This is a genomic window from Ruegeria sp. AN6 (genome assembly GCF_056540425.1).
This window is the reverse complement of record NZ_JBQFWR010000004.1, coordinates 93,865-112,795: the sequence shown is the minus strand read 5'-3', so window position 1 is coordinate 112,795 and position 18,931 is coordinate 93,865. Positions and strand designations below refer to the sequence as shown.

Genomic DNA, 18,931 nt, shown 5'->3' with positions numbered 1-18,931 from the left:
CCTATCGCGTCAGAGCCACTCTGGTATGGTATCGCGGTTTATGATTTCGTCAAAGCTTGGGCGTTCACGAATTACGGCAAGTTGATCCCCGTTCACCAGAACTTCAGGGATCAGGGGGCGCGTATTGTACTCGCTGGACATGACCGCGCCATAGGCCCCCGCGCTGCGGAAAGCGATCAGATCACCTGATTTCAGCGGCGGCATGTTGCGCTGCTTGGCAAATGTATCGCCGGATTCGCAAACAGGACCGACAATGTCATAGGGCCTTTGTTCGACCCCTGCAGCAGGTTCGTCGACGGCGACTATATCATGATGCGCTTCATACATAGCGGGGCGGATCAGGTCGTTCATCGCCCCGTCAAGGATCAGGAAATCGCGGTCCTCACCGGATTTGACGTAGATGACCTTGGACACCATCAGACCCGCATTACCCGCAATCAGTCGGCCGGGCTCGATCTCGATCTCACAGCCCAGATGGCCCAGCGTTTTCTTGATCATCGCGCCATACTCAACTGGCAAGGGCGGCGCGTCATTGGAACGCGTATAGGGAATGCCCAATCCACCCCCAAGATCAAGGCGCCGAATATTGTGCCCTTCGGAGCGCAAACGCTCAGTGAGTTCCGCGACCTTGTTATAGGCCAGCTCAAACGGCTCCAATTCGGTCAGTTGCGAGCCGATATGGACGTCGATCCCGATCACTTCGAGCCCCGGCAGGCTTGCAGCCAACGCATAAACCTCGGAGGCGCGCGAGATCGGGATGCCAAACTTATTCTCGGACTTGCCTGTGGCGATCTTGGCATGAGTTTTGGCGTCGACATCCGGGTTCACCCGAACGGTGATCGGCGCAATCACGCCCAAGTCCAGCGCGACTGCATTTATCACCTGCATTTCAGGCTCGGATTCGACGTTGAATTGCCGAATTCCGCCAGTCAATGCCGTGCGAATCTCATCTGCAGTTTTGCCAACGCCCGAGAAGACAATCTTGTCACCGGGCACGCCTGCAGCCTTGGCACGCAGGTACTCTCCACCAGAAACCACATCCATCCCCGCACCTGCCTGAGCCAGCGTCTTCAGGATGGCCTGATTGCTGGCCGCTTTCATCGCGTAGCAGACAAGGTGGTCGGTGCCCTCAAGCGCGTCATCAAACAGCTTGAAATGCCGCAGCAAAGTAGCCGTCGAATAAACATAAAACGGGGTCCCGACCGCGGCTGCGATTTCGGAGATTGGCACATCCTCGGCGAAAAGCGCGCCGTCGCGGTAGAGAAAATGATCCATACCGCGCGCTTAGACCAAAAGAGGCATGTGGATCAAATGATTCCAGCCATCTGCAGAAATCCCATCGCTATCTAGAAGGTCTTCGATGCACCGATCCGCGCATATCCAGATACCGAAATTCCTGTCGAGCGGGCTTCGGGCTCAGGTTTGGGTTGTGGTTTGTATGCCGGGTCGCAAGCTGCAAGAACAACAAGTGCCAAGATCAGGCCAAAGAATTTCATGTTGCCACCTTACGTCCAGAGGAGCAGCGTGCAGCCGGTTGTTCTGCTCACATGGGAATGACAAATACGAATGGCAATGCCTCAGAGCCCCAGAAATACGCCCAGACCACCGCGACGCACACCAACCCCGACACCGCCATAAGTGCCGCTGCTGCCAACGCCAACACTTGCGCTCATGGTGGGTTGGATGGGTTCGCCATCAGCGCCGCAGCCAGCCAGAGCCGCTGCAACCGAAATCAACAGCACCACGCGTCGTATATGCATTACACCAGCGCCTTCCATCGCTTGATCTGGGCTCGCACCTGATCCGGTGCGGTGCCTCCATAGGACTGGCGCGAGTTTACCGAATTTTCGACCGTAAGAACAGAATAGACATCATCAGTGATGTCAGCATGAACCGACTGCATGTCCTCAAGCGTCAAGTCAGGCAGGTCGCAGCCTTTGCTTTCGGCCATGGCAACCAGCGAACCGGTTACGTGGTGCGCATCGCGGAACGGCAGGCCTAGCACACGGACAAGCCAGTCGGCCAGATCAGTTGCAGTTGAGAAACCGGAGCCTGCAGCAGCTGCAAGGCTGTCGCGGTTGGCGGTCATGTCGTTGACCATCCCTTCCATTGCGGCAAGCGCCAGCATCCAGTTGTCGGCGGCATCAAAGACCTGTTCCTTGTCTTCCTGCATGTCCTTGGAATAGGCCAGCGGCAAGCCCTTCATCACCATCATCAACGCTGTATTGGCGCCGTAAATGCGACCCACTTTGGCGCGGATCAATTCCGCGGCATCGGGGTTCTTTTTCTGCGGCATGATTGACGAGCCGGTCGAGAACCGATCGGACAAAGTGACAAAACGGAATTGGGCCGAAGACCAGATCACCAGTTCCTCGGCGAAGCGCGACAGGTGGACCGCACAGATCGAAGCTGTCGACAGGAACTCCAGCGCGAAATCGCGGTCGCTGACGGCATCCAGCGAGTTGGCTGCGGGGCGATCAAAGCCCAGCGCTTCGGCGGTCATGTGTCGATCAATTGGGAAAGAGGTCCCTGCTAGCGCAGCAGCGCCCAAGGGGGATTCGTTCATCCGTGCACGCGCATCGCGGACGCGGGATAGGTCGCGGCCAAACATCTCGACATAGGCCATCATATGGTGGCCCCAGGTCACTGGCTGCGCGGTTTGAAGATGGGTAAAGCCCGGCATGACCCAATCGGCACCAGCTTCGGCCTGCGCCAAAAGCGCGCGGATCAGGGCCAGCAGGCCAGTTTCCGCTGCGTCCAGTTGGTCACGGACCCACAGTTTGAAATCGGTCGCGACCTGATCATTCCGGCTACGACCCGTGTGTAAACGACCTGCTGGTTCTCCGATCACCTCTTTCAACCGCGCCTCGACATTCATATGAATGTCTTCCAGCGCGGTCGAAAACTGAAACGTACCGTTCTGGATTTCTGACAAAACGGTGAGCAGCCCTTCCCGAATTGCCTGCGCATCACTATCAGTAATAACGCCTGTGGCAGCCAGCATGGCGGCATGGGCGCGCGAGCCTGCGATGTCCTGGGCTGCCATCCGCTGATCGAACCCGATCGAGGCATTGATTGCCTCCATGATCGCGTCTGGACCGGCGGCAAAGCGGCCGCCCCACATCTGGTTCGAGGATTGATCGGTCATGTAAGAAAACCCGGAGTTGATATGCGCCTATTTCGTCTGATCCCCCTTTATATGGCCCTTGCGCTGGGTGCAAACGCCGCTTTGGCAACGGATGCCGAGACTCTGGGCGCGCTGCGCGATGGCACGTTGAAACGGCTGATCCTGCATAAGGAACCAAAACCCGCCAAGACCATCGAGTTTCAGTTGGAAGACGATGGCGGTGTCGGCACGCTGGAAGATTATGCCGGCAAGTACGTGTTGGTGAATTTCTGGGCCACATGGTGTGCCCCCTGCCGCAAGGAAATGCCGCAGATTGCTGAGCTTCAGGAAGAATTTGGCGGCGACAAGTTCCAGGTGCTGACCTTGGCCACTGGCCGTAACACGCCTGCCGGGATCAAGAAGTTCTTTGACGAGAACGGCATCGACAACCTGCCACGCCATCAGGACCCCAACTCTGCCGCCGCACGCGAATTCGGTGTCATCGCTCTGCCGATTACCGTCATTCTGAACCCCGAAGGGCACGAAATTGCGCGCCTGATCGGCGATGCGGAATGGAACTCGGAAAGCGCGAAGTCAATCATATCGACTCTGGTTGAGGCCAATAGCTAAAGCCGGCCGCTTCATTTTGTGTTAGACTGAAACCGGCCCCGTTGGGCCGGTTTTTGTTTGTGATCAGCGAAATGGAGGCCATATGAAGCCAGTAGTATTACTGATCGGCCGTTTGCCGAATGTAATCGGTGACGTTGCACGGCAGTTGGATCATTTGCCTATCCAATGGCTGGGCGCACATGATCAGAATGAGGTCCGGCGACAACTGGACACCGAACCCCGCATCGCCTGCGCCATCATGGGTGCCGGTCTGGACGACAACATACGCGGTGAAATGGTCGGCATCATTGCCGCGCGCCGCCCCGATATCTGCATCCATCTAAAAGATCGCACATCGGGCCCCGAGGGTTTGGTGCCCTTTGTCGAACGGGTGGTGCAACACGAAGTTCTGGACGGCCTGGAGCACGGCTGACGCCACGCCACCTTTGACAGGCAATTCGACCTCTTGCAGTTTGTCAGCAGGAGGATCGAATGCCGCTGGGAATTCTGTTGGGACTTGTCGTCGGCGGCATTGCCGGGATCGCGCTATTGTTGCATCTGACGGGTAGATCTCGTTTGCGCCTACTGACGCCTGAAACCGCACAAATCCAATGGCTTCGACACTTCCCTGATGACACAGTCATTGATGTCACGGTCGCCCATGACGGTCACGCCGCCCTTGTACGAACCGAGACAGGCGCCGGGTTGCTGTGGTCCTTCGGGGCTGACACCGTAGCCCGGCACCTGCTGGATTTCGACAGGATCGACCATCCCGATGGGTTTGAGGTTCAATTTCACGATTTCAGCACTCCGCGCGTACTTATCCATCTCGACGAAACCGAGTGCCGCCACTGGCAACATCTGATGGAACCCGCATGACTGATCACGTAAGCTTTCCCGACGCGGTGCAATGGGCTGTACCGTTCTTCATCGCCGCCATTCTGGCGGAATTTCTATGGATCGCCGTCAAAGGTCGGGGCGGTCGGTATGAGACGCGCGATGCCGTGACTTCGTTGATCATGGGGGCGGGCAACATTGCCTCAGGCTTTTTGCTGGGCTTCATCGCGTATGCGTTTTTCATGTGGCTGTGGCAAATCACGCCGCTTAACCTGGGCACTTCGATCCCGGTCATCATCCTCTGCTTTGTGCTGGATGATCTGCGCTATTATTGGGTGCACCGGTTCGGGCACCGTATCCGCTGGGTCTGGGCCAGCCACGTGAACCACCACAGCTCGCAGCACTATAATTTGACCACTGCGTTGCGTCAGACCTGGACCTATACTTTCACCTTCATGATGGTGGTGCGCGCGCCGCTGATCCTGCTGGGCTTTCATCCCGCAATGGTGCTGTTTGTCGGCGGCCTGAACCTCATCTATCAATTCTGGATTCACACCGAAGCGATTGGCAAATTGCCCCGCTGGTTCGAGGCCGTGATGAACACCCCCAGCCACCACCGCGCCCATCACGGACGCAATGCACGCTATCTGGATTGCAATTATGCCGGTGTGTTCATCATCTGGGATAAGCTGTTCGGCACGTTCGTTCCCGAGCAAGAGGATGACAAGGTCGACTATGGCCTCGTACACAATATCGGCACCTTCAATCCACTGCGCGTGGCGTTTCATGAATGGATCGAAATTTGGAAGGATGCGACCCAGCCTGGGCTGACATTGCGCCAACGATTAGCCTATTGTTTTGCGCCTCCGGGCTACAGCCATGATGGTAGCCGAGACAATTCCGAGCAGATCAAGGCCAAACATCTTGTCCGCCATCCGGAAGATTGCGGAACACCGGGGTTTGAGCAATTCGACCAGCAGGCGTCCGCCACCGCGCCAAAGCGGGCTTAAGTCTCAAAAAGACCTTTTCTCTGCTTGATTTTTGGCACAGGTGCTCCATATCCGAGAGGTGATTTAAGTAAGTATTCTCCGGAGACCCGCATGTCAAAATTGCTGAGAATTTCTACCGTTACTGGTTTGCTGGGTCTTGTCATAACCATGGCCGCTGCGCTCAACGGAGCTGTCCCGACAATTTTGGGTCTCGGGTTTGTTATGGCTGCGCTTGGACTGTTCGGAGCACTGGTTGGCGCGGCGGCTTCGCTGCGGCACGCCCGGCAGTCCACAAACTGATCACCGGCCCAACACCTTCAGATAAATACACGCTCGTTAACTCCGGTTTTACCTGTCTTACCTGAAACTGTTGTCCGGACCGTAATCGTCGGGATCAGAGGAATGGTAGAACATGGGAAACAGGAAGCGCGCGGACCTGCCTGAAGGGTCGGACAACCCGTTGAGCGCCGCCGTCACCTCTCGGGACCAATCCGTCGTTCAGATGGCCACTGAAGCGGTAAAGCACAAGCAATGCAGGCTGGCGTTTCAACCCGTTATTCAGGCTAACCCCCCGCAAGGGATCGCCTTTTACGAAGGGTTCATCCGCGTATTAGATGAAACCGGTCGCGTCATACCCGCACGCGAGTTCATGCCACAGGTTGAAAACACGCCCATCGGTCGTGATCTGGATTGCATAGCGCTCGAGATGGGATTGCGCACCCTGATCCGAAATCCCGGCATTCGCTTGTCCATCAACATGTCCGCCCGATCCATCGGTTATTCCAACTGGTCGCGTGTACTGGATAGGTTCCTGAAAAAAGACGCAAGCCTGGGCGAGAGGTTGATTCTGGAAATCTCCGAAGCGTCAGCCATGCAGGTGCCCGAGCTGGTGGTTGACTTCATGGATCAGCAACAAGCCCGCGGGATCGCCTTCGCGCTGGATGACTTCGGAGCCAGCAACTTCAGCTTTCGCCATTTTCGCGAGTTTCTGTTCGACGCCGCCAAGATCGACGGGCAGTTCATACGTGGCGTCAGTAAGAACTCTGACAATCAGGCGCTGGTGCGCGCGCTGATCGCCGTGGCACGTGAATTTGAAATTCTCGTGACCGCCGAATCGGTCGAGATCGCTGAAGATGCTGCTTTTCTGATCGAAAATGGGGTCGATTGCCTGCAGGGCTTCTTGTACGGCGCACCTTCGGTCACTCCACCTTGGGTCAAAGAAAAATCCTCAAAAACAGGCAGTTGATAGAAAGAAGCCGCGCAAAGATACACCGCAGTCAACTCTGAGACAAGCTGCCCGTTGCTGCAGATGCAGCATTGCGGTATTGCAGAAGGTGCTGGAGCGGGGAACCCGAGGCGCTCTTGTATCCGGAGAAAGCCTCTCCACGACCTGCGCCGTCAGATTTCCCACAAGACCATGACGGTAAAGGATTGACTGTATGACCAACGTAGTAATCGCATCCGCCGCACGTACGGGCGTCGGTAGCTTTAGCGGTTCGTTTGCGAACACCCCCGCACATGATTTGGGCGCTGCCGTCCTGGAGGCCGTTGTCGAGCGCGCCGGGGTCGACAAGGGTGAGGTAAGCGAAACCATCATGGGTCAGGTCCTGACCGCCGCACAAGGGCAGAACCCCGCCCGTCAGGCGCATATCAATGCAGGTCTGCCGCAAGAAAGCGCGGCATGGGGCATCAATCAGGTTTGCGGTTCGGGTCTGCGCGCTGTCGCTCTGGGCGCTCAGCACATCCAGTTGGGCGACGCCGAGATCGTGGCTGCAGGTGGACAAGAGAACATGACCCTATCACCTCACGCCGCCGCCCTACGCGCCGGTCACAAGATGGGTGACATGAAATACATCGACACTATGATCCGCGATGGTTTGTGGGATGCCTTCAACGGCTATCACATGGGTCAGACCGCCGAAAACGTGGCCGAGAAATGGCAGATTAGCCGCGACATGCAGGATGAATTCGCTGTTGCTTCGCAGAACAAGGCCGAAGCAGCCCAAAACGCTGGAAAATTCGCCGACGAGATCGTGCCCTTCACCATCAAGACCCGCAAGGGCGACATCGTGATGGACAAGGACGAATACATCCGCCATGGCGCCACCATGGAGGCGATGGCCAAACTGCGCCCAGCTTTCACCAAAGATGGCTCGGTCACGGCGGCAAATGCTTCGGGCCTGAACGATGGTGCCGCAGCCACCCTGCTGATGTCGGCCGAGAACGCCGAAAAGCGCGGAATTGAGCCTCTGGCCCGTATCGCCTCATACGCGACCGCCGGGCTGGACCCGTCAATCATGGGTGTCGGCCCGATCTACGCTTCGCGCAAAGCGCTGGAAAAAGCGGGCTGGTCGGTTGACGATCTGGATCTGGTCGAGGCCAACGAAGCATTTGCTGCACAGGCCTGCGCCGTGAACAAAGACATGGGCTGGGATCCGTCGATTGTGAACGTCAACGGCGGTGCAATTGCTATCGGTCACCCGATTGGTGCCTCGGGCTGTCGGGTTCTGAACACCCTGCTATTCGAAATGAAACGCCGCGACGCGAAGAAGGGTCTTGCGACCCTTTGCATTGGTGGTGGCATGGGTGTCGCATTGTGCGTGGAGCGCGACTAATTGCGCTGAAAACTAATTATAAAAGGGCGTCCACAGGGCGCCCTTTTTTGTTACAATCGGATCATATCCCTTAGATGCGACAATATCGCCGGACAGAAAGATTAATTCGATCACGAAACGATATTGCGCACCCGCAACTCTCAGAGTAACAGAATTACCAAGACGACTAAATTTGGAGGAGTCCTAAATGGCACGTACAGCACTCGTAACCGGCGGTTCCCGCGGCATCGGCGCAGCAATTTCCAAGGCGTTGAAGGCCGAAGGATATAATGTTGCCGCCACTTATGCAGGCAATGACGAAGCCGCCGCAAAGTTCACCGAAGAAACCGGTATCAACACCTATAAATGGAATGTTGCGGATTACGACGAATCCAAAGCGGGCATCGAAAAAGTCGAGGCCGAGGTCGGCCCGATCGACATTGTGGTCGCCAACGCAGGTATCACCCGCGATGCGCCGTTCCACAAGATGACGCCTGAGCAATGGCATCAGGTGATCGACACGAACCTGACGGGTGTCTTCAACACCGTTCACCCGGTATGGCCGGGCATGCGCGAGCGTAAGTTCGGCCGGATCATCGTGATCAGCTCAATCAACGGCCAGAAAGGTCAGTTCGCCCAGGTGAATTATGCCGCAACAAAAGCAGGCGATCTGGGTATTGTAAAATCGCTGGCACAGGAAGGCGCGCGGGCCGGTATTACAGCCAATGCAATCTGCCCCGGCTATATCGCGACCGAAATGGTCATGGCAGTGCCGGAAAAAGTGCGCGAATCGATCATTGGCCAGATCCCCGCGGGTCGCCTGGGTGAGCCGGAAGAGATTGCGCGTTGCGTCGCCTTTCTTGCCTCGGACGATTCGCAGTTCATCAACGGCTCGACCATTTCGGCCAACGGTGCACAGTTCTTCGTCTGAACCATCGGCATTGGAACGAAAACGGGCCGGTCCATCAAGGACCGGCCCTTCTTTTATCCCGTAAGTCCGCGCGCGCTGCGGTCAGCGGGAACCAAAAATCATTCGCCAGATGCTCCTGACCGCTTTACCGCGCTCGCAATGCGCCTTTTGAAAGGCACGCTGAACCGAAGGATGGGTTGTCATCTCAATCATGTTTGCCTCTTTTTCAGATCAGATTCATTTGACATACCCCGATAATGGGGCATATTTCTCTGGCCTACAAACGAGCTTTTTCGTATAGTCAGTTAAGGAAATTTTAACTGAATGAGCGACCGCCTGCCACCATTGACCGCATTGCGTGCATTTGATGCCGCCGCGCGGCACATGTCTTTTGCCAAGGCCGCGGAAGAGCTACACGTCACCCCCGCTGCACTGTCCTTTCAGATCAAATCGCTTGAGGAGCACCTCGGGCAACCGCTGTTTCGCCGCCTGAACCGCGCCGTTGAACTAACCGAGGCCGGTCGCACATTAGCACCCGGCGCAGCAGAGGGATTTACGACTCTACAGACAGCATGGACTGCAACACGAAGGTTGCAAAGCAGCGGGACGCTGACTCTCACTGCCGGACCAGCTTTGACCGCGAAGTGGTTGGCCCCCCGCTTGTTCGAGTTTGCACGATTACATCCGGACATTGAACTGCGGCTATCCGCATCACTAAAGGTTGTCGATTTGCGGCGGGATGATGTGGATGCGGCGATCCGATTTGGAATATCTGACGACGCTGACCTAGCTTCCTACGCCGCCAGACCAGATTGGGTGACGCCCATTATGACACCTGAATTGCATGAGAGGTTCCAGACACCGGAATCGCTCAGTGACGCACCGCTGATATTTGATGATTCCCTCTTCAAGGTCGCCCCTGGTTGCGATTGGCCGTCCTGGTTCCGCGCCGTTGGTATGTCATATTCACCTGCAACGGGCACCCATTTTTCTCAACCTGATCACGCGATAGATGCAGCCTGCGCCGGGTTGGGAGTTGCACTGGGGCGGCGGCCTTTAATCATCAAGGATGTGAGCGAGGGCCGACTTGTCGCCCCGTTCAAAGTGGCGGTGCAGACCGAAGCGCGGTTCCGATTCATTTGCCTGCCCGAAGCCAAAGACCGCCCACAAATAGCAGCTTTCCGAGAATGGTTCTTTGCAGAGATCGAAAAAACCGCGCATATGTGGGACGACTTTGAGATCATCCCAGAAAAGGAACTTGGACGCCCATGACTCGTTCCCGTGCGACCGCAATCGGCTTTGTCGCCGTCTTGCTGTGGTCTCTGCTGGCCTTGTTTACCGTGGGCTCAGCCCCCACACCACCTCTGTTGCTGAACGCAATTTGTTTTACGATCGGTGGAACTTTGGGCCTGATCTGGACTATAGCAAATGGAGGCCTGAGGCAGTTGGGGCAGATCGCATGGACCACGTATCTGTTCGGTGCAATTGGGCTTTTCGGATATCACGCTCTGTATTTCTCAGCCCTGCGCATGGCACCCGCCGCTGAGGCAGGGCTGATTGCTTATCTCTGGCCTTTGCTCATTGTTTTGCTGTCCGGCTTGCTCCCCGGCGAACACCTGAAACCTGGCCACCTGATCGGCGCTAGCCTTGGCTTTGCCGGGGCTGCAGTGATCATTACTGGTGGCAGCAGTGCAGGGTTTCAGGCGCAACATCTGCCCGGTTATGGGTTGGCCCTTTTGTGTGCGCTGACTTGGTCAAGCTATTCGGTTCTGTCGCGAAGGTTGGGCGATGTACCAACAAGTTCGGTTGCGGTGTTCTGCATCATCACAGCAATAGCCTCTTGGACGCTGCATTTTGCAATTGAAGAAACAGTCTGGCCGAAGGGCGCAATAGGCTGGGCCTCAACCCTCGCCTTGGGTTTGGGCCCGGTCGGGCTGGCGTTCTATGTTTGGGATATCGGAGTTAAACGCGGGGACATTCAAATCCTCGGCACCGCCTCATACGCGGCACCTTTGCTATCGACGCTTGTATTGGTTCTGGCCGGGATCGCCGCCCTGTCGTGGGGATTGGCGATCGCGGCCTTGCTTGTCACCGGTGGCGCTGCAATCGCTGCCCGCGCCAGCCTGAAGGCTTAGGCCGACAGGCGCTCGATCTCTTCTTTCAGCTTCAGTTTCTGCTTCTTGAGCTGTGCAATATGGAGATCGTCAATACCAGGTGAGCGTTGAGCTTCTTCTACTTCAAGACCGAGAATTTCGTGTTTTTTCTTCAACTCCGTCAGATGCGCGCTCACGCTCATGGCGGTCCTCCTTCTCTGGTTTGGTAAGTATGACGTAAGAAGTTGATCACATCATTTCCAGACTGTCACGCTGCAGACGCACAGAATCTGTAATAAATCCGACAAATTCGGCTGGTCATTGCCGATCTGAAGCGAATCCGGCCAGTGCGGCGCCATCGCGCAGCACCGCCGAAACCTCGGGAGTATAACTTTCACCATCTTTAAGGTGCCGATCCCCCTGATGCATTATCAGCGGAGATTGTAACCGAAAGCTGGCACGACCTCCCTTACGAGCTCGTAGAATCACCAACTCGGCCGGGCGGCCCACGCGTGCAGAAAGCGGCAACACTTCGGCCGACCCCAAGCGGCCACTGCAGGCAGCCAGTATGTCTGGCAAGCGATCCGCTTTCTGGATCATGTGCAAGTATCCTCGTGGTGCTAACCGCCGGGCCGCGACATCTATCCACTCTGTTAGTGGGGTGTTTTCACCTAAAGCAATCTGCCGTCCCGGATCGGTCGATGGGCTATGTGCACCCGGCATGTAATAAGGCGGATTAGCGATGACATGATCAAACTGTGCTTGTTTCAGGTCTCTGGGTAGCGCGCTCAGATCAGCCTCGACCACCGACAGGTACATAGCGTTCTGAGTGGCATTTCGACGCGCCAGTTCCGCATAAGCGGATTGCAATTCGACCCCTGTCGCCTGCAATTGCGGAACACGTGCCAACAAACACAAAATAGCGGCTCCCGCGCCACATCCGAGCTCTAACACTGACTGACCCTTGAGGGCAGGAACCGAAGCCGCCAGCAAGACAGGATCAACGCCCGCGCGATACCCAGTCTTTGGTTGCCATAATCGCACACGACCACCCAGAAATTCATTCAGCGTCAACTCATTGTCGGAAAACAAGCTCATCGCCCCAGCGGTATCTCGTTATCACGCATAACGCGCTCGGCGCGGGTCAGATCATCAGCGCGCACCATCAAGCGACGAGGGAAAATTCCTATGCCCCCTTCGAGGATGCTCATATTTACGTCCATCTGAAAGCAGTCTATATCCTCGCCCTCAAGGAGAGCCGTTGCAAAAGCCAGGATTGTCGGATCGGTGCTGCGCAATAGTTCTTTCATGGGGATGGATGTAAGGGCAAGGTGACTGGGATGTCGAGCCTTGTATCAGGAGTGTGATGAGCGTCAGCACGATCTCGAAACCGCATGAGCGTCTGGCTGAGATGTTGGCGGGTGAAATGGCAGCGGTGAATACGCTGATTCGGACCCGAATGGCGTCGGAACATGCCCCACGCATCCCCGAAGTGACTGCACATCTGGTTGAGGCAGGTGGCAAACGCCTGCGCCCAATGCTGACGCTGGCTGCTGCACAGTTATTTGGCTATTCCGGCGACCATCACGTTAAGCTGGCCGCGACTGTCGAATTCATCCACACCGCGACCCTTTTGCACGACGACGTCGTGGACGAAAGCGGACAGCGGCGTGGGCGGCCCACCGCAAACTTGCTATGGGACAATAAATCCAGCGTTCTGGTTGGCGACTATCTGTTTTCCCGCAGTTTCCAGCTGATGGTTGAAACGGGCTCGCTACGGGTTCTGGATATTCTGGCTAACGCGTCGGCCACGATCGCGGAAGGTGAAGTGCTGCAGATGACAGCAGCCACCGATCTGGGCACGGATGAGGGTGTCTATCTGCAAGTTGTACGCGGGAAGACTGCTGCGCTTTTCTCGGCTGCAACCGAAGTTGGTGGTGTCATTGCCGGCGCAAACGATGCTCAAGTCAAAGCGCTTTATGATTATGGTGATGCGCTTGGGGTTGCCTTCCAGATCGCTGATGATCTTTTGGATTATCAAGGTGATAGCGCGGTCACCGGCAAGAATGTCGGTGATGACTTCCGCGAGCGAAAGCTAACACTGCCCGTCATCAAAGCTGTGGCGCAAGCCACAGCGGATGAACATGCTTTCTGGGAACGCACGATAGGGCGCGGACGTCAGGAAGAAGGCGATCTGGACTACGCCCTATCGCTGATGGCCAAATACCGCACGCTGGAAGCTACCCGCGCAGATGCGTTCGGCTGGGCAGCCAAGGCAAAGGCGTCATTGGAAGACGTTCCTGATCACGAAATCCGCACATTGCTAGGCGATCTGGCGGACTATGTTGTTTCGCGCCTCAACTAAGCATTGTCGCGCGGCACCACCAGTTGGGTTGCGCGGCTCCGATCTCGTAGGCGGCGAAATGGGCCGCTTTCAGGGTTGGATAGAGCGCGATACAGGTAGAGCCTGAACCTGACATGCGGGTCAGTAACACGCCGCGCGTATCGCTCAGTGCATCAAGGACAGCTGCAATTCCCGGCGCTACCGTCATCGCGGGCGCTTCAAGGTCATTGCGCTGATTCCGTAGCCACGCCGCGCAATCTTCTGGCGTTTTGAACGTAGGAATTCTCGCTGGCATCAGCGCGTTCTCTCGACTTTGAAGCGCAGAAAACACAGGTCCGGTTGGAACTGCGATCCCCGGATTAACAAGAAGAGCTGGCAATGGCGGCAAATTAATCGGTTCGATCTGCTCACCTATACCTCGCATTCGCGCCGCAGCAGCGTATAGGCATGCCGGGACATCTGCCCCCAGCGACAAGGCAATATCATTGGCGTTTATGGACCCCTGAGTCGTCGCCGTGCGCAGGACCGCGGCTGCGTCCGAAGACCCGCCTCCGATACCGCCGCCATGGGGCAGTTGCTTGTCTAGAAGAATGCTGCCGGTCCAGCCAGCCGCCTCGGCAGCCTGCCAGACCAGATTGCTATGGTCGATTGGCACACCGCTCGAGAACTCGCCCGCTACCGACAATGCCAGGTTGGGTCCCGAAGAAAAGGTAAGTCGATCCCCGACATCTGCGAAGGCAACCAATGAATCCAGCATATGATAGCCATCGTCTCGCTGGCCGGTTACATGTAGGGTCAGGTTGATTTTGGCGGGGGCGAATGCCTCAGCCTTCATTGGCGACTTTCAATGGCTCAGCGCCCTCTTCGTGCAAGACAGTATCCAGCCCTACCTCAATCTTACGACGAATACGCTCAGGATCGGCCTCTCCATCGGTGTCTTCGGGGTCGATGAAGGACAGGGCACGTTTCCACTGAAACTCCGCCTCGCGAGCACGACCTACAGCCCAATAAACATCGCCCAGATGATCATTCACCACCGGATCGACAGGCATCAGCTCAACAGCCCGCTCCATATGATCAACCGCCTCGTCATAGCGGCCAAGGCGGAATAGCACCCACCCAAGACTGTCGACAATATAGCCGCTGTCCGGTCGCGCAGCGACCGCGCGTTCTATCATCTCAAGCGCTTCATCCAGCTTCTCTTTTCGTTCAACCAACGAATACCCCAAGTAATTCAGCACCTGCGGTTGATCCGGATTTAACTCAAGCGCGCGTCGGAAATCGGCCTCGGCCCTCTCCCAGTTCTTGAGACGTTCATGGGATATCCCGCGTGCATAGTGCAGGAACCAGTTGCTGCCCGCGCCTTCTTCGGTCAGAGCAATGGCCTTGTCATATGACGTGACTGCTGCTGTATAATTTTCCTGCTGACGCCGGAGATCTGCCAAAGCCACATGTACGCCCGGCAAATCGGGGCTCTGCGCTGCGAGGTTTTGCAACACTTCAGCGGCCGCATCTTTGCGATCGGAACGGCTGAGCACTTCGGCGCGCCCCAACTCGGCAGCGTGATAGTCGCTGCTTGTCGGTGGTACCTGCCGATAGACATCAACGGCAAGATCATATTGCTCCAGACCGTCCAAAAGCTCTGCGCTCAACAGGATCGCGTCGATGTGGTCTGAGCGCAGGAACGTCGCGGCCCTAATATAGAGGAGTACATAGTCGGGCGCGGCCTCTGCGCTCAGTGCTGCACCCACTGAATAGAACACTTCGGCCATGCCGTCCTGTGCAGATCGCACATGTGTAAACGGCAACGTTTCGCCGTTAGTCAGGCGACTTACATACCCTTCAATGGTCGGGTCACTTCCTGCAGCGAACACATCATCAAGGAATTGAAGCGCATCTTCGTTGCGGTCGAGTTGCGACAAAACTTCGGTTCGCGACAACGCCGCGCGGCGCGAGAAGCGGGCAACAGCACCGTTATCGGCCTCAAAAATCGCTTCGGACCCTTCGAAATCCCCGACTGATGCCAAGGCCATAGCCTTATGGTAGAGCGCAAATTCTTTAAGCCCTTCCTGCGTAGAAACCGCATCAAATTCTTCCATCGCCTTGGACATGGCACCCTGCGCCATGTGTGTCCATGCGATCAACAGACCATCGACCAAAGGACCAACCCCCTGTGTCTCAGGGTCACGGGCCAGAAATTCATCCAGCTCTCCGCTTGCAAGCAAATTCGCCGAGATCACCATCCGGGCAGCCTGGCTGGGTAAATCCTGTTCTTCGATGGCATTCGCAACCGGCAAGGCACGCTCGATTTCACCCAGAGCCAACCGCGCTACAACAACGTTTTCTAACAGTTTTGCGTTTTTAGGATCTGCTTGAAGCGCCTGCGAATAATACCGCTCGGCGGCTGGATAGTCGCTTTGATAAATCGCCTGCCGCCCCGCCAGATACGACCCCGACCCGGTATCGGCTGCCGCCGGGAGCGTTATTGCTGAGATGAGAATGACGGCCAATGCCGTACGTCTTACCAGGGAAACCACCGATTGCCTGCCTTACTGTCGTTGACTGAAGAATAAGCTAGGGCTTTGGTGGGCGAAGGGCAATGGCAGAGCCTTCACGACCCTGCCAACGCCCATGTTCTTGCCTACATATTGGGGTAGTTCGGTCCGTCGCCGCCTTGCGGCGTTGTCCAAGTGATGTTCTGGCTGGGATCCTTGATGTCGCAGGTCTTACAGTGAACACAGTTCTGGAAATTGATGACGAATCGCGGACCGTTTTCATCCTCGACCATTTCATAGACGCCTGCGGGGCAATAACGCTGCGCCGGTTCATCAAATTTAGGCAGGTTGACCTTCACCGGTATTTCCGGGTCGGCCAGTTTCAGATGGCAAGGCTGGCTTTCCTCGTGATTGGTGGCCGCAAACGATACATTCGTCAGGCGATCAAAGGAAAGTGTACCGTCTGGTTTCGGATAATCGATCGGTTGATGCTTGCTGGCATCTTCCGTCGATTCCGCGTCGTTCTTACCGTGGCCCAGCGTGCCCAGCAGCGAAAAGCCCAGCGTGTTGGTCCACATGTCCATGCCACCCAGCACCAGGCTGGCGGTCAGGCCGTATTTCGACCACAACGGCTTGACGTTCCGCACCTTCTTCAGGTCAGCGCCAATTGCGCCTTCACGAACGTCAGCCTCATAGGCGGTCAGCTCATCGCCCGAACGCTCGGCCTTGATGGCGTCATAAGCGGCCTCAGCCGCAGCTTTACCCGACAGCATGGCGTTGTGGTTGCCCTTGATGCGAGGCACGTTGACCATGCCCGCCGAGCAACCCAGCAGCGCGACACCCGGAGCCACCAGTTTCGGCATCGACTGATAGCCGCCTTCGGTGATCGCGCGCGCGCCGTAAGCAACACGCTTGCCGCCTTTCAGCAGCTCAGCCACCATCGGGTGATGCTTGAAGCGTTGGAATTCCATATAGGGGTACAGGTGCGGGTTTTTGTAGTTCAGGTGAACCACGAAACCGACATAGACCTGATTGTTTTCAAGGTGATAGATGAACGACCCGCCACCCGCGTTGCTGCCCAGTGGCCAGCCCATGGTGTGCGTGACGCTGCCTTCTTTGTGCTTGGCTGGGTCAATCTCCCAGATCTCTTTCATGCCAACGCCGTATTTCTGCGGCTCTTTACCGGCAGACAGGTCGTATTTGGCAATGACTTCCTTGGACAGTGAACCGCGCACGCCTTCCGACAGGAAGACGTATTTGCCGTGCAGCTCCATGCCCGGCTCAGTGTTAGGACCGTAAGAACCGTCGGCCTCTAGGCCAAAAACACCGGCCACGACGCCTTTGACTTCACCGTTTTCACCGTAGACCAGCTCGGAACAGGCCATGCCGGGGAAGATTTCCACGCCCAGCTCTTCGGCCTGTTCCGCCATCCAGCGGCAGACATTGCCCATCGAGACGATGTAGTTGCCGTGGTTGTTCATCAGCGGCGGCATCGGGAAGTTGGGGATACGGATCTGACCCGCCTCACCCAGCATGTAGAAGTTGTCTTCATGCACAGGCACGTTCAACGGCGCGCCTTTTTCTTTCCAGTCCGGGATCAGCGTATCCAGACCACAAGGGTCCAGCACAGCACCCGAAAGGATATGTGCACCCACTTCCGAGCCCTTCTCCAGAACCACGACATTCAGGTCGGCATCCAGCTGTTTAAGACGGATGGCCGCCGACAGGCCCGCGGGGCCTGCACCCACGATCACCACGTCGTATTCCATCGCTTCGCGTTCAATCTCGGCCATCGCGGGCTCCTTAGCTAACTTTCCGAATTGGCGCTTTCACCGCTTGGTCGGCGCAATATTGTTTCACGGCTGATTACATGGTCGGAAAGACTTTGGTCAATCGAAACACGGCGTAACAATGACGCTATTCGACACATCAAGCCTCTGGCGCATCGCCCATCAGGTATCTGGGACCGCTACCATGGGATTTTGCCCTGTCATCGGGGTTGTAAAGCTTACATTTAGGCAAGCTGAGACAGCCGCAGCCGATACAGCCGTCCAGATTGTCGCGCAACCGCATCAGCGTATCGATTCGCTGATCCAGCCGGGTGCGCAGCCCTTCGCTGATGTTTTTCCAGTCCTGCGGCGTCGGTGTTCGATTACCGGGCAGTTCCAAAAGCACTTCTCGTATTTCTGGCAGGGTCAGGCCGAACTGCTGTGCGATCATCACAAAACTTAGCCGTCGAATATCGGCACGCTGATACCGTCGCTGCCCACCCGCGTTTCGCCACGGAGATATCAAACCCTGCGCCTCATAGTACCGGATCGCCGACACAGCTAACCCCGTCCGTCGAGCCAAAGCACCAATCGCCAATCCTTCGGAAACAGCCATAACATTCTCCAAAAAATCCCTTGACCTAAAGTTAGGTTTAGAAATTACGGTGAGTCGGGACAAGCCTTAAATCAGGAAGGAGATCCTATGATGGCGACTCTGGAACATACCAACTTCACGGTCCGCGACCCAAAGGCATCTGCAGCGTGGATGCAGAAAGTCTTTGACTGGAAAACACGCTGGGAAGGCCCGGCCATTGCCGGTGGCTACACAGTGCACGTGGGCAGCGCTCACACCTATCTGGCACTCTACGCCCCCGATGATCCTAAGCCATTAAGTGAAAGCAGCTATGATATCGTGGGTGGTTTGAACCATGTGGGCGTGCTGGTCGAAGATATCGAAGCCACCGAAGAAAAGGTTCGCAAAGCAGGGTTCAAACCTCACAACCACGCTGATTATGAGCCCGGGCGGCGCTTCTATTTCCGCGACGACAACGGCATCGAATTCGAGGTGGTTCAGTATGATTGAGATGTTGTGGCTTGGGCACGATGCCAGCCGTTGGCGACGCGGGGAGCTGTTGGGGCAGCGCCACCGGCGCAATCAACCTCCTAAACGGCGGCGCTAAGTTG

The 18,931-nt window shown here is 56.5% G+C and carries 23 protein-coding genes; 12 read left to right on the top strand and 11 right to left on the bottom strand.

Annotated features, from left to right (window positions below; genetic code table 11):
• Positions 1–9: 9 nt before the first annotated feature.
• The 4 genes from lysA to argH form a co-directional block, all read right to left on the bottom strand.
• Positions 10–1,275, bottom strand: coding sequence for a diaminopimelate decarboxylase (gene lysA / locus ACR0MQ_RS09045; protein ID WP_480607474.1), 1,266 nt, complete (start codon positions 1,273–1,275; stop codon positions 10–12).
• A gap of 71 nt (positions 1,276–1,346) precedes the next feature.
• On the bottom strand, positions 1,347–1,496 hold the full coding sequence (locus tag ACR0MQ_RS09040; RefSeq protein WP_010443671.1) for a hypothetical protein: 150 nt from the start codon (positions 1,494–1,496) through the stop codon (positions 1,347–1,349).
• Positions 1,497–1,577: 81 nt separating this feature from the next.
• On the bottom strand, positions 1,578–1,760 hold the full coding sequence (locus ACR0MQ_RS09035; protein ID WP_170771968.1) for an argininosuccinate lyase: 183 nt from the start codon (positions 1,758–1,760) through the stop codon (positions 1,578–1,580).
• Positions 1,760–3,148: an argininosuccinate lyase gene (gene argH, locus ACR0MQ_RS09030; protein ID WP_170771970.1), complete on the bottom strand. Its 1,389-nt coding sequence runs from the start codon at positions 3,146–3,148 to the stop codon at positions 1,760–1,762. The genes ACR0MQ_RS09035 and argH overlap by 1 nt, the downstream gene beginning before the upstream one ends.
• Before the next feature lie 21 nt (positions 3,149–3,169).
• Here argH and ACR0MQ_RS09025 point away from each other — a divergent pair, with 21 nt between their 5' ends.
• The 10 genes from ACR0MQ_RS09025 to yddG all read left to right on the top strand — a co-directional run bounded on the left by ACR0MQ_RS09025 (position 3,170) and on the right by yddG (position 11,180).
• Positions 3,170–3,736, top strand: coding sequence for a TlpA disulfide reductase family protein (locus ACR0MQ_RS09025; protein ID WP_480607471.1), 567 nt, complete (start codon positions 3,170–3,172; stop codon positions 3,734–3,736).
• An 82-nt stretch (positions 3,737–3,818) separates the two neighbouring features.
• Complete coding sequence (locus ACR0MQ_RS09020) at positions 3,819–4,148, top strand: hypothetical protein (RefSeq protein WP_170474183.1); 330 nt, start codon at positions 3,819–3,821, stop codon at positions 4,146–4,148.
• Positions 4,149–4,207: 59 nt separating this feature from the next.
• Complete coding sequence (locus ACR0MQ_RS09015; protein WP_170771972.1) at positions 4,208–4,594, top strand: hypothetical protein; 387 nt, start codon at positions 4,208–4,210, stop codon at positions 4,592–4,594.
• The gene (locus tag ACR0MQ_RS09010; protein WP_480607467.1) at positions 4,591–5,562 is read left to right on the top strand and encodes a sterol desaturase family protein; all 972 of its coding nucleotides are present in this window, start codon (positions 4,591–4,593) and stop codon (positions 5,560–5,562) included. Before ACR0MQ_RS09015 ends, ACR0MQ_RS09010 begins: the two co-directional genes overlap by 4 nt.
• A gap of 90 nt (positions 5,563–5,652) precedes the next feature.
• Positions 5,653–5,841: a hypothetical protein gene (locus tag ACR0MQ_RS09005; RefSeq protein WP_319546126.1), complete on the top strand. Its 189-nt coding sequence runs from the start codon at positions 5,653–5,655 to the stop codon at positions 5,839–5,841.
• A gap of 112 nt (positions 5,842–5,953) precedes the next feature.
• Positions 5,954–6,787: an EAL domain-containing protein gene (locus ACR0MQ_RS09000; RefSeq protein WP_480607464.1), complete on the top strand. Its 834-nt coding sequence runs from the start codon at positions 5,954–5,956 to the stop codon at positions 6,785–6,787.
• 193 nt (positions 6,788–6,980) lie between these two features.
• Complete coding sequence (locus tag ACR0MQ_RS08995; protein WP_170771978.1) at positions 6,981–8,156, top strand: acetyl-CoA C-acetyltransferase; 1,176 nt, start codon at positions 6,981–6,983, stop codon at positions 8,154–8,156.
• A 187-nt stretch (positions 8,157–8,343) separates the two neighbouring features.
• Positions 8,344–9,066, top strand: a complete 723-nt coding sequence (phbB, locus tag ACR0MQ_RS08990) for an acetoacetyl-CoA reductase (RefSeq protein WP_010443651.1) — start codon at positions 8,344–8,346, stop codon at positions 9,064–9,066.
• Positions 9,067–9,369: 303 nt separating this feature from the next.
• Positions 9,370–10,317 carry a transcriptional regulator GcvA gene (locus ACR0MQ_RS08985; RefSeq protein WP_480607460.1) on the top strand — a complete coding sequence of 316 codons (948 nt, stop codon included), beginning with the start codon at positions 9,370–9,372 and terminating at the stop codon, positions 10,315–10,317.
• Positions 10,314–11,180 carry an aromatic amino acid exporter YddG gene (gene yddG / locus ACR0MQ_RS08980; RefSeq protein WP_260024016.1) on the top strand — a complete coding sequence of 289 codons (867 nt, stop codon included), beginning with the start codon at positions 10,314–10,316 and terminating at the stop codon, positions 11,178–11,180. Before ACR0MQ_RS08985 ends, yddG begins: the two co-directional genes overlap by 4 nt.
• Here yddG and ACR0MQ_RS08975 read toward each other — a convergent pair.
• From ACR0MQ_RS08975 to ACR0MQ_RS08965, 3 genes are all read right to left on the bottom strand, one after another.
• A complete protein-coding gene (locus ACR0MQ_RS08975) occupies positions 11,177–11,341 on the bottom strand; it encodes a YdcH family protein (protein ID WP_010443648.1) in 165 nt (54 codons plus the stop codon). The genes yddG and ACR0MQ_RS08975 overlap by 4 nt on opposite strands.
• 115 nt (positions 11,342–11,456) lie before the next feature.
• Complete coding sequence (locus tag ACR0MQ_RS08970) at positions 11,457–12,236, bottom strand: tRNA1(Val) (adenine(37)-N6)-methyltransferase (protein ID WP_480607457.1); 780 nt, start codon at positions 12,234–12,236, stop codon at positions 11,457–11,459.
• Positions 12,233–12,448 carry a putative signal transducing protein gene (locus ACR0MQ_RS08965; protein ID WP_008755664.1) on the bottom strand — a complete coding sequence of 72 codons (216 nt, stop codon included), beginning with the start codon at positions 12,446–12,448 and terminating at the stop codon, positions 12,233–12,235. The genes ACR0MQ_RS08970 and ACR0MQ_RS08965 overlap by 4 nt, the downstream gene beginning before the upstream one ends.
• A 56-nt stretch (positions 12,449–12,504) precedes the next feature.
• Between ACR0MQ_RS08965 and ACR0MQ_RS08960 the strand changes: the two genes are divergently transcribed.
• Complete coding sequence (locus tag ACR0MQ_RS08960; protein WP_170781257.1) at positions 12,505–13,503, top strand: polyprenyl synthetase family protein; 999 nt, start codon at positions 12,505–12,507, stop codon at positions 13,501–13,503.
• On the opposite strand, the gene ACR0MQ_RS08955 is transcribed toward ACR0MQ_RS08960, so the two are convergent.
• The 4 genes from ACR0MQ_RS08955 to soxR form a co-directional block, all read right to left on the bottom strand.
• Entirely contained in the window at positions 13,496–14,317 is an 822-nt protein-coding gene (locus tag ACR0MQ_RS08955) for a 4-(cytidine 5'-diphospho)-2-C-methyl-D-erythritol kinase (protein WP_480607454.1), read from the bottom strand. The genes ACR0MQ_RS08960 and ACR0MQ_RS08955 overlap by 8 nt on opposite strands.
• Positions 14,307–16,019: a tetratricopeptide repeat protein gene (locus ACR0MQ_RS08950; RefSeq protein ID WP_480607452.1), complete on the bottom strand. Its 1,713-nt coding sequence runs from the start codon at positions 16,017–16,019 to the stop codon at positions 14,307–14,309. The genes ACR0MQ_RS08955 and ACR0MQ_RS08950 overlap by 11 nt, the downstream gene beginning before the upstream one ends.
• 104 nt (positions 16,020–16,123) lie before the next feature.
• Entirely contained in the window at positions 16,124–17,770 is a 1,647-nt protein-coding gene (locus ACR0MQ_RS08945; RefSeq protein ID WP_480607449.1) for an electron transfer flavoprotein-ubiquinone oxidoreductase, read from the bottom strand.
• 136 nt (positions 17,771–17,906) lie between these two features.
• Positions 17,907–18,362: a redox-sensitive transcriptional activator SoxR gene (soxR, locus tag ACR0MQ_RS08940; RefSeq protein ID WP_010443641.1), complete on the bottom strand. Its 456-nt coding sequence runs from the start codon at positions 18,360–18,362 to the stop codon at positions 17,907–17,909.
• Positions 18,363–18,449: 87 nt separating this feature from the next.
• Between soxR and ACR0MQ_RS08935 the strand changes: the two genes are divergently transcribed.
• Positions 18,450–18,830, top strand: a complete 381-nt coding sequence (locus tag ACR0MQ_RS08935; RefSeq protein ID WP_170474136.1) for a VOC family protein — start codon at positions 18,450–18,452, stop codon at positions 18,828–18,830.
• Positions 18,831–18,931 lie beyond the last annotated feature (101 nt).

Excerpts from the sequence above, each read along its gene's own strand:
- lysA (WP_480607474.1), bottom strand. The coding sequence starts at position 1,275 with ATGGATCATTTTCTCTACCGCGACGGCGCGCTTTTCGCCGAGGATGTG.
- ACR0MQ_RS09040 (WP_010443671.1), bottom strand. The coding sequence starts at position 1,496 with ATGAAATTCTTTGGCCTGATCTTGGCACTTGTTGTTCTTGCAGCTTGC.
- ACR0MQ_RS09035 (WP_170771968.1), bottom strand. The coding sequence starts at position 1,760 with ATGCATATACGACGCGTGGTGCTGTTGATTTCGGTTGCAGCGGCTCTG.
- argH (WP_170771970.1), bottom strand. The coding sequence starts at position 3,148 with ATGACCGATCAATCCTCGAACCAGATGTGGGGCGGCCGCTTTGCCGCC.
- ACR0MQ_RS09025 (WP_480607471.1), top strand. The coding sequence starts at position 3,170 with ATGCGCCTATTTCGTCTGATCCCCCTTTATATGGCCCTTGCGCTGGGT.
- ACR0MQ_RS09020 (WP_170474183.1), top strand. The coding sequence starts at position 3,819 with ATGAAGCCAGTAGTATTACTGATCGGCCGTTTGCCGAATGTAATCGGT.
- ACR0MQ_RS09015 (WP_170771972.1), top strand. The coding sequence starts at position 4,208 with ATGCCGCTGGGAATTCTGTTGGGACTTGTCGTCGGCGGCATTGCCGGG.
- ACR0MQ_RS09010 (WP_480607467.1), top strand. The coding sequence starts at position 4,591 with ATGACTGATCACGTAAGCTTTCCCGACGCGGTGCAATGGGCTGTACCG.
- ACR0MQ_RS09005 (WP_319546126.1), top strand. The coding sequence starts at position 5,653 with ATGTCAAAATTGCTGAGAATTTCTACCGTTACTGGTTTGCTGGGTCTT.
- ACR0MQ_RS09000 (WP_480607464.1), top strand. The coding sequence starts at position 5,954 with ATGGGAAACAGGAAGCGCGCGGACCTGCCTGAAGGGTCGGACAACCCG.
- ACR0MQ_RS08995 (WP_170771978.1), top strand. The coding sequence starts at position 6,981 with ATGACCAACGTAGTAATCGCATCCGCCGCACGTACGGGCGTCGGTAGC.
- phbB (WP_010443651.1), top strand. The coding sequence starts at position 8,344 with ATGGCACGTACAGCACTCGTAACCGGCGGTTCCCGCGGCATCGGCGCA.
- ACR0MQ_RS08985 (WP_480607460.1), top strand. The coding sequence starts at position 9,370 with ATGAGCGACCGCCTGCCACCATTGACCGCATTGCGTGCATTTGATGCC.
- yddG (WP_260024016.1), top strand. The coding sequence starts at position 10,314 with ATGACTCGTTCCCGTGCGACCGCAATCGGCTTTGTCGCCGTCTTGCTG.
- ACR0MQ_RS08975 (WP_010443648.1), bottom strand. The coding sequence starts at position 11,341 with ATGAGCGTGAGCGCGCATCTGACGGAGTTGAAGAAAAAACACGAAATT.
- ACR0MQ_RS08970 (WP_480607457.1), bottom strand. The coding sequence starts at position 12,236 with ATGAGCTTGTTTTCCGACAATGAGTTGACGCTGAATGAATTTCTGGGT.
- ACR0MQ_RS08965 (WP_008755664.1), bottom strand. The coding sequence starts at position 12,448 with ATGAAAGAACTATTGCGCAGCACCGATCCGACAATCCTGGCTTTTGCA.
- ACR0MQ_RS08960 (WP_170781257.1), top strand. The coding sequence starts at position 12,505 with ATGAGCGTCAGCACGATCTCGAAACCGCATGAGCGTCTGGCTGAGATG.
- ACR0MQ_RS08955 (WP_480607454.1), bottom strand. The coding sequence starts at position 14,317 with ATGAAGGCTGAGGCATTCGCCCCCGCCAAAATCAACCTGACCCTACAT.
- ACR0MQ_RS08945 (WP_480607449.1), bottom strand. The coding sequence starts at position 17,770 with ATGGCCGAGATTGAACGCGAAGCGATGGAATACGACGTGGTGATCGTG.
- soxR (WP_010443641.1), bottom strand. The coding sequence starts at position 18,362 with ATGGCTGTTTCCGAAGGATTGGCGATTGGTGCTTTGGCTCGACGGACG.
- ACR0MQ_RS08935 (WP_170474136.1), top strand. The coding sequence starts at position 18,450 with ATGATGGCGACTCTGGAACATACCAACTTCACGGTCCGCGACCCAAAG.